The organism is Pseudidiomarina salinarum (assembly GCF_000753715.1).
Taxonomy (GTDB): Bacteria; Pseudomonadota; Gammaproteobacteria; order Enterobacterales; family Alteromonadaceae; genus Pseudidiomarina; species Pseudidiomarina salinarum.
In genome coordinates this window covers 41,457-52,333 of sequence record NZ_JPER01000009.1, presented here as the reverse complement: position 1 = coordinate 52,333, position 10,877 = coordinate 41,457, and the positions used below count along the sequence as shown (strand labels likewise).

At 52.7% G+C, this 10,877-nt stretch carries 9 protein-coding genes, 1 tRNA gene and 1 rRNA gene; 8 read left to right on the top strand and 3 right to left on the bottom strand.

Features of this window, described 5'->3' with window-relative positions:
• The first annotated feature begins 189 nt into the window (after positions 1 to 189).
• Positions 190 to 304 (top strand): 5S ribosomal RNA (rrf, locus tag IDSA_RS11405).
• 54 nt (positions 305 to 358) lie between these two features.
• Here rrf and IDSA_RS11400 read toward each other — a convergent pair.
• On the bottom strand, positions 359 to 3,757 hold the full coding sequence (locus IDSA_RS11400; protein WP_034777131.1) for a translocation/assembly module TamB domain-containing protein: 3,399 nt from the start codon (positions 3,755 to 3,757) through the stop codon (positions 359 to 361).
• Positions 3,754 to 5,547: an autotransporter assembly complex protein TamA gene (locus IDSA_RS11395; RefSeq protein ID WP_034777129.1), complete on the bottom strand. Its 1,794-nt coding sequence runs from the start codon at positions 5,545 to 5,547 to the stop codon at positions 3,754 to 3,756. The genes IDSA_RS11400 and IDSA_RS11395 overlap by 4 nt, the downstream gene beginning before the upstream one ends.
• 146 nt (positions 5,548 to 5,693) lie before the next feature.
• Between IDSA_RS11395 and IDSA_RS11390 the strand changes: the two genes are divergently transcribed.
• The 3 genes from IDSA_RS11390 (at position 5,694) to rimI (ending at position 6,631) form a co-directional block, all read left to right on the top strand.
• A tRNA-Trp gene (locus IDSA_RS11390) sits at positions 5,694 to 5,770 on the top strand.
• A gap of 37 nt (positions 5,771 to 5,807) precedes the next feature.
• Positions 5,808 to 6,176: a hypothetical protein gene (locus tag IDSA_RS11385; protein WP_126760597.1), complete on the top strand. Its 369-nt coding sequence runs from the start codon at positions 5,808 to 5,810 to the stop codon at positions 6,174 to 6,176.
• Positions 6,155 to 6,631 carry a ribosomal protein S18-alanine N-acetyltransferase gene (rimI, locus tag IDSA_RS11380; protein WP_051986251.1) on the top strand — a complete coding sequence of 159 codons (477 nt, stop codon included), beginning with the start codon at positions 6,155 to 6,157 and terminating at the stop codon, positions 6,629 to 6,631. The genes IDSA_RS11385 and rimI overlap by 22 nt, the downstream gene beginning before the upstream one ends.
• Here the strand turns inward: rimI and IDSA_RS11375 are convergent.
• A complete protein-coding gene (locus tag IDSA_RS11375) occupies positions 6,582 to 6,920 on the bottom strand; it encodes an ArsR/SmtB family transcription factor (RefSeq protein WP_232221308.1) in 339 nt (112 codons plus the stop codon). The genes rimI and IDSA_RS11375 overlap by 50 nt on opposite strands.
• 190 nt (positions 6,921 to 7,110) lie before the next feature.
• Here IDSA_RS11375 and IDSA_RS11370 point away from each other — a divergent pair, with 190 nt between their 5' ends.
• From IDSA_RS11370 to IDSA_RS11355, 4 genes are read left to right on the top strand one after another with little or no spacing between them, the layout of a single operon-like run.
• Positions 7,111 to 7,539, top strand: a complete 429-nt coding sequence (locus tag IDSA_RS11370; RefSeq protein ID WP_034777122.1) for a cytidine deaminase — start codon at positions 7,111 to 7,113, stop codon at positions 7,537 to 7,539.
• 7 nt (positions 7,540 to 7,546) lie between these two features.
• Entirely contained in the window at positions 7,547 to 8,314 is a 768-nt protein-coding gene (deoC, locus tag IDSA_RS11365; protein ID WP_034777120.1) for a deoxyribose-phosphate aldolase, read from the top strand.
• Positions 8,315 to 9,637, top strand: coding sequence for a thymidine phosphorylase (deoA, locus tag IDSA_RS11360; protein WP_034777118.1), 1,323 nt, complete (start codon positions 8,315 to 8,317; stop codon positions 9,635 to 9,637). It abuts the gene before it with no gap.
• A 15-nt stretch (positions 9,638 to 9,652) separates the two neighbouring features.
• Positions 9,653 to 10,876 carry a phosphopentomutase gene (locus tag IDSA_RS11355; RefSeq protein ID WP_034777116.1) on the top strand — a complete coding sequence of 408 codons (1,224 nt, stop codon included), beginning with the start codon at positions 9,653 to 9,655 and terminating at the stop codon, positions 10,874 to 10,876.
• Position 10,877 lies beyond the last annotated feature (1 nt).

The following is a 10,877-nucleotide window of genomic DNA, read 5'->3' as shown; positions in this document are numbered from 1 at the left end:
ACAGGTTCGAATACCCTTTACCAAACAATGCTACGAACCAACGTAGCCCGTGGTTCTACCACGGGGGGCCCATGTAGCCCGTGGTTCTACCACGGGAAAAACAGGGTCACATCAAATAGAGTGGCATCTCTGTTACAATCAGCCGTTCATATTGGCTTTATCCCCTCAGGGATAGAGCAACCAGTTTTGCCTGGCGGCCATAGCGAAGTGGAACCACCTGATCCATTCCGAACTCAGTAGTGAAACGCTTCAGCGCCGATGGTAGTGTGGGGTCTCCCCATGTGAGAGTAGGACACCGCCAGGCTTCAAATAACGAAAGCCCCTGTCAGATGACAGGGGCTTTTTTTATGCCTTCCTTTTACCGTTCGATGGTATAGAAGATATCTCCGCCTTGGCCTTCACTACTGGTCGCTGACTCAATAAGCAGATGTTCAGTTAACTTGTAGCGAATAAAGAAGGTGTTGGTATCTTCAAACAGACCCACTCCGTATTTCACATAAAGCTTAGGCGACAGGTATTTGCCGATGTAAAACGAGGTTTCACGCGGGTTAGTCGTAGAATCCAGACCAAACTCATCAAGCCCGAAAGTTTCCTGTACCGAACCGCCAATAGCATCTGTGCCGCGCGAACTGAGCATAAGCAGCGCCTGCAATTGTAAATTGGGATCCGGAGCACCGGAACCTGAACCGCGGCCCAATACCAGATACGAAAGAATTTCAGATTCCGGAAGTGCGGGATTAGAAAACAATCTGAAGTCAGGTGCTAATAAGGTACCGCCAATCTGCGCACCTACAGTGACCTCATCTGCCGCGCCGACGCCGGACGACGTGCGGGCGACCCGCAGATCCAGACCGGGATTATCGAGCGTCCCACCGTTATAAATCAGCACCCCTCGCTGGATATCCAGGCTTTGCCCATAAATCGTATATTCGCCATCGATGACTTTAATACTACCGGTTACCGTCATGGCTTTTTGTGGCTGTTCCGATATCCGGACGCTGCCTGTGACATTCCCGGTAAAGCCATATGCCTCCACCAAAATATCGTCGCCCAGACTGATCCGAACTGAAGCGTGGACTGGATAGATGCCATCTTCAATAAGGGTCACCGGCTCTCCATTCCTGACTACCTGAACATCATTCGAGCGTTCTACTAGTTGATCACCAAGATCTGGTTGCTCAATTCGCGCGTATGGAATGTGAACTGAACCCTCAACATGAATCTGTTGTTCCCTTACTTTGATACGCAAGTCGGGGTTAACATCAACGCGTGCTGAAGGAAGTTGCACCGCCCTGAAGTCCTCACCTTTAACCTGTAGCTCGAGAACGCCGTTTAACGGTTCGACAAAGCCATCAATAGTTATCCAGCCATCGCCCGAACGCGCCTGGCCAGTTATTTCCAGCTGTTCTGCATTTTGGGCCCGATCGATGGCCGCAATTTTGACGTTAGTTAACAGCAGGCCGCTTTGCGCGAAACCGATCTCTTCCGCAGCAAGCTCCAGTGAACCCTGTATTTGTGGCTGCTTAAGCGTTCCGCTAACCGCAACAGAGCCAACCGCCGTAGCACCTTCGTAGCGTAAGTCAGGCAGAACCCATTGCAGCAACGTCAGATCATTAAGGGACATGTCCAGGGAGCCGCTGAGGCTCTGGTTAGTTGCTAAATCGCGGATACTGAAATCACCATAAGCCCGGCCTAAATCATCTTCCAGTTCAGCTAGAGCCGTAACCGTTACCAGGTCACTGTTGCCGTCCCATAATAATTCCCAGAAGGACAGGCGACTGCTGAGTTCTTCATCTAGGGCTACAAAGGTTGTATTTTCGCTGTACAGCCGCCCCGTGGTCGAATGAATTTGCATGGATTCAGGAACCAGCCGCGTGGTACTGCTTAGTTGTAATGTTCCGACTATACGTTCCGCTGCCGCCTCGGTCCGTAACCGGTTAAGTAGCCGTAGCGGCAGACGCTGACCCGCGACCTCTATCTCGAGTAACTGCTGCTGAGGTTTTGCATCGAGGCAGATCTGGGCAGGATTTTCCTGGCCCTGAAGAAGGCATAAGTTTCGAACAGTCAGTTGACCAAGCGGATTACGGGTATCCAGTTCGACCCGGGCGGGTTGTTGGTTGCTCCAGCGGCCAAATTCCTCGGTATCCAGGTCGAGCGTAGCGATCTCAATCGCCAGTTTTTCATTGTAGTTACCGCTAACCCGCGCTTTAAGAGTAGCGCTTGCCGCCACCAGCGGATTATCAACCCATTGCGATAACTCGGGGATTGTCAGTTCAATATCGAGCGTATCCTGATTGCTTATTACCCCGTTGGCAATAAGCCGGGTGTCGCCTGAAATGAGGCGCAGGCCATCGGCAGTCACTTTACCGTCGGCTATTGCTATCCGTCCTTCAGCAGAAATCGGATAACCACCGTCGGCCGCTGGAATAGCGGTGTTAGCTTCTTCGATATCTACCGTGATTGCCAGGGCGTTGCGCCAGTCAATCTCACTGCTCGCGGTCACATTGAAGTCATTATGGGTCGCCTTGAGTGTCGCCAGATCAAGGGAGGTGGTCGTTCCCTTGCCCGCCAGCTGCACAGCAATAGGTTTGTCGTCCAGTGCCAGTACGTCACTTCGTAGTTGTAACTGATAGTCATCAATATGGCCGCTTACGGACAGATTCAAATCGTTGATTGTCAGCGGTCGCTCGTTAATCTGGTAGGGTAATTGCAGATTTCCGGCATTTGCGGTTAATTCGAACTGTGCCTGCGCAGGGCTCTCTGCCAGCATCAGGTAATTGCAAATACGCCCGCTTAGTTCAACCACTCCTGCTGTTGGGCTTACCGGGTGCAGCCGGAACTGGTTGAGTTGCACCTGGTCTTGATCCAAATCCAAGGTTGCCGTTATCAGACTGTCGCCTAGCAGCTGCCGGATATCCTCTGGCTGATCGGCAAGTAACATCTCACTGAATAGTCTGGCTGGGAGGCCATTAATATTTAATTTTGCTTCCCAGGTCGGATCCGTCAGGAGATCATTTAACTGGGCACGCAAACTATTATCGCCGGAGCGCTCGTTAACCTGGAAGCTGCTCGTTAGAGTGAGCTGCTGCAAGTCGCCGCCAAGGTCAGCGGATCCAGTCAACTGCTGCACATCTACGGGCGCCTCAAAGTTGCTTAAGGTCCAGTCGGCATGCAAAGACAAGGCATAGTTCTCTGCCATATCGAGCTGACCGTCAGCCTGCAGTTGTAGCTGTCGGTGATCGAGTTCAAGGGATTGTATGGCGATTACGGTTTGCTGCCACCGCAGTTGAGCGTAAACCCGGTTGATCTGTTGGTGTTGATCGCCGCGGCGGTAATCAATACGGTTCATTTCAAGCTGGTTTACCGTAAGTAACCAGGGCAGTGATATAACCGGTAGCGCGGCGGGCTGTTCTGGCGCAGTTTCTGCAGTAGCCTGCTGAACAATCTCAATGCCACTGGCTTGTAGGCTGCGGACATTAATTTCTCGATCGAGCAGCGCTGTCGGAGTCCAGCGCAGAGTCACATCTTCAATAGTAACGTCCAGTTGCTCAGTGTTATAACGAACGCCACCGAGGGTCAGCTCGCCGAGCAGATTGCCTTCAAGACGCTCATAAGTGACTGGCACTGCGCCGTAAGAAATACCCTGATTGATTAAAAAACGGGAACCACTGGTGGTCGCCAGTAAAATACCGGCCAGGGTCGGTACGATAATAAAGAGCCCGATTACAATCCATGCTAACCACTTTATATACTTCATAGATCCGGCCCCAATGTCAGATGAATTCGCCAGGGATTGCCAGGCTCATCCACGGCTTGTGCTACATCTAAACGTACTGGTCCGATTGGTGATATCCACCGAACGCCAATGCCGTAGCTTTGTTTTATGGTTACCGGCCAGTCCATAAAGCTGTTACCAAAATCACTGAATACCGCTACTCGCCAGGAGTCCGCCACCTTATAATCAAATTCGACACTGCCTGTCACTAAGTAACGACCACCCGTTACGACCCCTTCTTCGTTTCGGGGACCCAGCTGTTCATATTCGTAACCGCGCACACTATAGTCGCCACCGGCAAAGAAGCGCAGTGAAGGCGATAACGAAGAAAAATTGCTTACCGCCATACCACCAGCTTCACCACGTAATAACATACGGAATTTTTCGGTATAGCTATGTACCCACTTTGCGGAAAGTCGTGCTGATACGAAACTGGTTTCCGATAGCAGCGAAGAACTGGCTCCCTGTAAGTTAGCGCTTACCCGATAACCATCTTCAACGAGATTTCGGTTATCAGCCACGCTGGTGCTTTCCACCAGGCTGACTTCGACCGAAGGTATCAGAAAGTTTGATGAACGCATGGGTTGGTCACCGAAGGCAAAATCTTCGCGTTGCCAACCGAGTTGGTAGGTTCGCTGCCAGTTATTAAAATGGCGGGTGTCGCGTGCGGTAAAGCGGTAAAGGGTGGAGCGCTGTTCCTGATAAGATCGGTCGGTAATTTCTCCGGTAAGACTATACTGGTCAGTGACAGGATCTGTGCCGGGTATGATGTAGCTGACAAAACCCGTATTTTGTACCTGAGATAACCGCAATATACTGTTCAGCTTATGACCGCGCGCGTTGACCCACCTACGATCGAAGCCCACAGTAGCCCGCGCCCCGGTATCGGTACCATAACCAAGACCAAACTGATAACGATCGCGCTTGTTGGCTTCTACATCAACAGTGATTGGTACGCTTCCGTCCTGCCGGTTTTCCCAGTCAGGGGCAACTTCAATAGAACTGAAATACTGACTGCCTGAAAGGGCAACCTGAAGATCCAATAACTCACGAGTCTGAAATGGGTCCCCGGCTTCATAATTCCGAAAGCGATGCAGGAAGTCATTATCAAGCTCGGTGCAGCAGAAGGTAGTTTCACCGAAAGCGTAGCGGACGGCGGTATCAAAGAATAAAGTGACGTCCGCCGAGAGGTCGGTCAGTTCCACCTTAACCTGCTGTTCTGTAAAGCGGGCATTATAATAGCCGCGTTCGGTGGCAAGATTACGAAGCTGACGTTTCAGGCTCTCATAAGCTTCATGATGCAACACATTGCCCGATACCAGGCGGTGTTGTTTTAACAGCTTTTGAAATTTGGGGTCTTCACGGCCATCACCAAGTATGCGGATATCAATCTCGTCTAACCGGACTGGCTCGCCCGGCGCGATTGAGTAATGCACCTGCCAGGTTGAACCGACCAGCTCAAGGGATGATTCAATGGTGGGTTGATAATAGCCAAACGGGGCCAGCGCCTGGCGGATCTGCTCTTCACCGCGACGTTGCAAAAATCGCAGGCGGAAGCGGGCGGGTGCCGCCTTGCCGTCAAGTTCCATAATACTCAGGTAGCCCTGGACATTGTCTTCCAGTTCGCCATCAACGCCTTCAATAGTGACGTTTACCGTCGCATCCGCGGGAGCCCTTTGCCGCTCTTCGGACTGTTGTGCGAAGCCTGCAGGACTATGAAAGATAAGTTGGCTTAACAACAACCAGCTACCAACCGTACCGAGTCGAACCATCAAGTCTCCCGACCAACCTATTGATTTATTACTGAGTATATCAGTTCGCCTTAAAAAAGCCGGTGAAAAAAACGGCAGTCAGGCGAACTAGCGGTAAAATCGCTTGCCTGGCAGGTATCTGCCAGTATAATTCGGAGTCTGTTTGCAGGGGTGTAGTTCCAATTGGTAGAACAGCGGTCTCCAAAACCGACGGTTGGGGGTTCGAATCCCTCCACCCCTGCCACTTTTCTGACAGCCGCCGATGCGCTAAGCTGGCATCTATGAAAGAATCTAGTACAACATCTCTTTTTTCACCAGCTCAGCAGCGCGCCATGGCAGCGTTGGGGCTACGTCTTTGGGTGCCCCGACTAGCCAATTCCACTGAACTGACTACTCATCCCAAGTACTACTACCGTCTGCATGACTGGCTGCTCATACTGCCTTCAGCTTTGCCGGTTACCGGCTTATCCTGGCTGGGCGATCTGTGCGTTGCACTAGCTCATGACGAGATATCAGTAAAGCCCGCTGAAGTTACCGCCGCAGTTCATCAGACGTGGGACCCCAACCGTATTATTGACTTAGGTGAGTGGCAGGGCGATCAGCTCAACGCGCTCCAGAAACGTAAAATATGGCAGCTGATCAGTCAGTAATCGGCCCGCTCGGGTGGTCCGCAGCGGTCTGTGAACTCGAGCAAAAGGCAAGCCCCCACCCCTGGTCCGAAGCGGCCTTATATTCTTGTTTTAATGATGATTATCAGAACTGGGCGCTGCGCACCTCAGACGGTGTGCTGGCCGGATATATCATCACACAGCAGGTTGCTGACGAACTGACCATTATGAATATTGCGGTGCATCCTGATTATCGTCGCCGTGGTTATGCCGGACAGCTGATAAACTGGGTGCAAGGGATGGCGGCTCGGGAGGGCTATACCTTATGGCTGGAAGTGCGCCGCTCAAATACGCCGGCGATTGCGCTTTATCAACGAACGGGATTCTCTGAAGTTGGTGTCAGGAAAGGCTATTACCCGACAGCGACCGGTGCCGAGGATGCTTTAGTCATGCGATGGTCGAGTAGTTCTGATAATCAGTGCAAAACTTGTCTTTGATCAACTCCAGAAATTTCCGGGTGTCAGGATCAGCGATAGAATAGTAAATCGTCTGGCCTTCTTTGCGAAAAATAAGCAGCCCTTGCTGACGGAGCACGGCAAGGTGCTGGGAGAATGCTGAAGCACTATGCGGGAAAAATTGATTGAGCTGGCTCACACTTTTCTCGCCGCTGGTTAAGTAACAGAGGATTTGTAAGCGGTGTTCACTAGCTAATGAACGTAAGAACCGGGCTGCATATCTGGCTTCATCTTGCGGCATGTGGCCAAGCGGCAATGTATCCATAATCATTCGTACTCATTTGTTTTAGTAATTCGAAGAGGTCGAACTGTGTAGTTTAAATTGTAGTTTAAAAAATATACAGCCAGATTAGCACTAACAGGTTGTCGGCTCCAGATGATCTTTGGCGTGTCTGCCGAAACTTGGTTTGAGATCTAGAAAAGAGTAAGCTGATAACCGACTAATAAAGTGAATCCACCTAATGACAAAAAAAACTGAAAATGACGTGCCTGCTCACCTTAAGCAGCAGGCTAAACTAGCCAGTACCCGGGCCTATGCACCCTTTAGTAACTTTCCGGTTGGCGCCGCGTTAGAACTAACCAACGGCGAGATAATCACTGGCTGTAACGTCGAAAATTCCTCGTACGGCTTGTCGAATTGCGCCGAACGGACCGCGATTTTCACGGCCATCGCGCAAGGGTATAAGGGCTCTGATATCCGCTCAGTGACTATTTATATCCCCGGATCCGAGGCCGTCGCGCCTTGCGGAGCCTGTCGTCAGGTTCTGGCGGAATTTCTGGCCAGCGACACACCAGTATTCTCGACCAGCGATGGGCAAGAGCGGCAATGGAGTATCGGCGAGCTGTTGCCGGATGCTTTTAGTTTTAACCTGGAAACCCACCGGAACTAAACGACTTATGGAACTCTATGACGTTGCCCGCCGCGCACTGCGGCTTATGGATCTGACCAGTCTCTCGACCACTGATTCCAGGCAAAGCATTACCGACCTATGTAGTCAGGCCAAAACCGAATTTGGTTCGCCAGCGGCGCTTTGTGTTTACCCTGAATGGGTGATCTGGACACGCCAGGAGCTCGACCGGTTGGCGTTGCCGCAGGTGCGTATTGCTACGGTAACTAACTTTCCCGACGGTGGTGACCAGGTCGGCCGGGCCCTGGCTGAAACGGAGCGGGCGGTGGGGGCCGGCGCCGATGAAGTTGATGTGGTATTCCCCTGGCGTGCCTTGCTGGCGGGCGATCGGCAAATCGGCGCTGAGTTGGTTCGGGTGTGTAAAAATGCTTGCGGTGAACGGGCTCAGTTGAAGGTGATTATTGAAAGTGGTGAACTGAAGCGCACCGATCACATCCGCGCCGCCAGCGAAATAGCAATTGGCTCCGGGGCTGATTTTATTAAAACATCCACTGGCAAAGTGCCGGTTAACGCGACGCCCGAAGCGGCAGCCGTTATGCTTGGGGCTATTAAAGAGTCGGGCCGTGACTGTGGCTTTAAAGCGGCAGGCGGAGTACGAACCGCTGCGGATGCCGCTATTTATTTGCAGTTGGCCAGTGACATTATGGGCAGCGACTGGCTTAGTCCGGAGCATTTTCGCTTCGGCGCAAGTGGCCTTCTGGATAATCTGACTGCTGTGCTGAGTGGAAACCAGGGCAATACACAACAAGGATATTAGATGTTTTTACCGCAGGAAATCATTCGCTGCAAACGAGATGGCGGCGAGCTGACTCGTGAGCAAATAGAGTTTTTTGTCGCGGGCCTTACCGCTGGCAGCATCTCCGAGAGCCAGATTTCAGCTCTGGCAATGGCGGTGTTCTTTCAGGGCATGAGTCCTGCTGAGCGTGTCGCATTGACCCTTGGTATGCGTGATTCAGGAACCGTTCTGAACTGGCAATCCTTAAACCTTGATGGTCCGGTACTGGACAAACACTCGACCGGCGGCGTTGGCGATGTGGTTAGTCTGATGCTGGGCCCTATTATCGCAGCGTGCGGCGGTTACGTTCCTATGATATCCGGGCGTGGTCTTGGGCATACTGGTGGCACGCTGGACAAGATGGAATCGATTCCCGGCTATCAGGCTAAGCCAGATCTGGAACGCTTTAAGAAAGTGGTAAAAGAGGTTGGGGTGGCGATTATCGGTCAGACGGGTGAGTTGGCCCCGGCTGATCAAAAGTTCTATGCGACCCGGGATATCACTGCGACGGTTGAGTCTATTCCGCTGATTACTGCATCAATCTTATCGAAAAAGCTGGCGGCTGGCCTTGACGGCCTCGTACTGGATGTTAAGACCGGTAATGGCGCGGTAATGAACCAGCATGAGCGGGCGTGTGAGCTTGCTCACAGTCTGGTTACCGTTGCCCGGGGAGCAGGTCTGAATACCAGTGCAATATTGACTGACATGAATCAGGTACTGGCAGCGTCAGCCGGTAATCGGATAGAAGTTCATGAAGCCATCCGCTATCTGCGTGGCGATTTCCGGGCCCCGCGTCTTCATGAGGTCACCCTGGAGCTGGCAGCAGAGATGCTGGTACTTGGCGGGCTTGCGGAAAGCCGTGATAAGGGGCGTGCAAAGGCGCAGGCTGCCCTTGATTCGGGCGCGGCGGCAGAATCCTTTGCAAAAATGATTACCGCCCTGGGTGGCCCGGCGGATTTACTGGATAACTACCGCCAGCATTTACCGCTGGCACCGGTCGGCAAGCCGGTATTTGCAACTGAAGCTGGCATCATTCAGCAGATAGATACACGCGCCGTGGGTTTGACTGTGGTAGCGCTGGGCGGTGGTCGTCAGCGTAGCAGCGATACCCTTGATTTTGATGTTGGCCTGGACCAGATTATGGAGATTGGCGAGTCAGCCGATAGTCAAACGCCGCTGGCGATGCTTTACGCCCGCGACGAAGCGCAATGGCAGCGCGCGGCCGGACAGCTGCAGCAGGCTTTTACCACAGGCAACACTGCGCCGGAATCGCAACCGGTCATTTATCAGCGTATTACCGGGTAGTCAGGGGGCATCACTATGGCCAGAGCGGTTATTGTTGTATTGGATTCGTTTGGTATTGGCGCAGCTGCTGATGCCGATCGCTTTGGCGATGAAGGGGCGGATACCTTTGGCCATATTGCCCAATACTGTGCTGCCGGAAAAGCAAACGAGCAGCGCTCGGGTCCGTTGTGTATCCCCAACCTGAGCGCACTTGGTCTCGCTGAAGCCAGTGAGGGAGCAACCGGACGCGCGCCGGCAGGTATTGCCAAACCCCAGGCGATACTTGGCTGTTACGGCTGGGCACAGGAGCTGTCATCCGGTAAGGATACGCCTTCAGGCCACTGGGAAATGGCGGGTGTGCCGGTTCTGTTCGAATGGGGGTACTTTACCCGCACTACGGATTCATTTCCTCAGGATCTGCTGGAAGCCATTGTTGAGCAGGGCGATTTGCCCGGTTATCTGGGAAACTGTCAGGCCTCGGGAACGGAGATCATTCAGCGCCTGGGGCAGGAGCATGCGCGCACCGGTAAGCCGATTTTCTATACCTCGGCGGACTCTGTTTTCCAGATCGCCGCTCATGAGCAGAGCTTTGGTCTTGAACGACTTTACCGGCTTTGTGAGCAGGTCCGCGAACTCCTTGAGCCCTATAATATCGGGCGCGTTATTGCCCGGCCTTTTGTGGGCTCTGGCCCTGCAGACTACAAACGTACCGGCAACCGCCGCGATTATGCGCTGCCGCCACCGGCACCAACGATTCTGGATAAACTGACAGCCAGCGGCGGGGAAGTAGTCAGTATTGGAAAAATTGCTGATATCTTTGCGCATCAGGGGATCACCTCAAAGTATAAGGCTACCGGTATTCCTGCGCTGGTTGAAACAACGCTGTCAGTAATGCGTGATGCGCCAGAGCAAAGTATCATTTTCACTAACCTGGTCGATTTTGATACGGATTATGGGCATCGCCGGGATGTCGCTGGCTACGCTCGTGCGCTTGAGCAGTTTGACCTGATGTTACCGCAGCTTATGAATGCACTGCGCCCTGATGACGTGCTTATTCTGACCGCCGATCATGGCTGCGATCCCACCTGGCCAGGTACCGATCACACCCGCGAATATGTACCGGTTCTGGTGTTTGGCCAGAAGGTTGCCCCCGGTTCGATGGGGCGTCGTGAAACGTTCGCGGATATTGGCCAAAGCATTGCCAGCTGGCTTGACCTCGAGCCGCTGGATTACGGCAAATCATTTCTGACCCGGGCATAAA

Bases quoted from the DNA above. Each gene is read 5' to 3' on its own strand.
- IDSA_RS11400 (WP_034777131.1), bottom strand. From the start codon at position 3,757: ATGAAGTATATAAAGTGGTTAGCATGGATTGTAATCGGGCTCTTTATT.
- IDSA_RS11395 (WP_034777129.1), bottom strand. From the start codon at position 5,547: ATGGTTCGACTCGGTACGGTTGGTAGCTGGTTGTTGTTAAGCCAACTT.
- IDSA_RS11385 (WP_126760597.1), top strand. From the start codon at position 5,808: ATGAAAGAATCTAGTACAACATCTCTTTTTTCACCAGCTCAGCAGCGC.
- rimI (WP_051986251.1), top strand. From the start codon at position 6,155: ATGGCAGCTGATCAGTCAGTAATCGGCCCGCTCGGGTGGTCCGCAGCG.
- IDSA_RS11375 (WP_232221308.1), bottom strand. From the start codon at position 6,920: ATGATTATGGATACATTGCCGCTTGGCCACATGCCGCAAGATGAAGCC.
- IDSA_RS11370 (WP_034777122.1), top strand. From the start codon at position 7,111: ATGACAAAAAAAACTGAAAATGACGTGCCTGCTCACCTTAAGCAGCAG.
- deoC (WP_034777120.1), top strand. From the start codon at position 7,547: ATGGAACTCTATGACGTTGCCCGCCGCGCACTGCGGCTTATGGATCTG.
- deoA (WP_034777118.1), top strand. From the start codon at position 8,315: ATGTTTTTACCGCAGGAAATCATTCGCTGCAAACGAGATGGCGGCGAG.
- IDSA_RS11355 (WP_034777116.1), top strand. From the start codon at position 9,653: ATGGCCAGAGCGGTTATTGTTGTATTGGATTCGTTTGGTATTGGCGCA.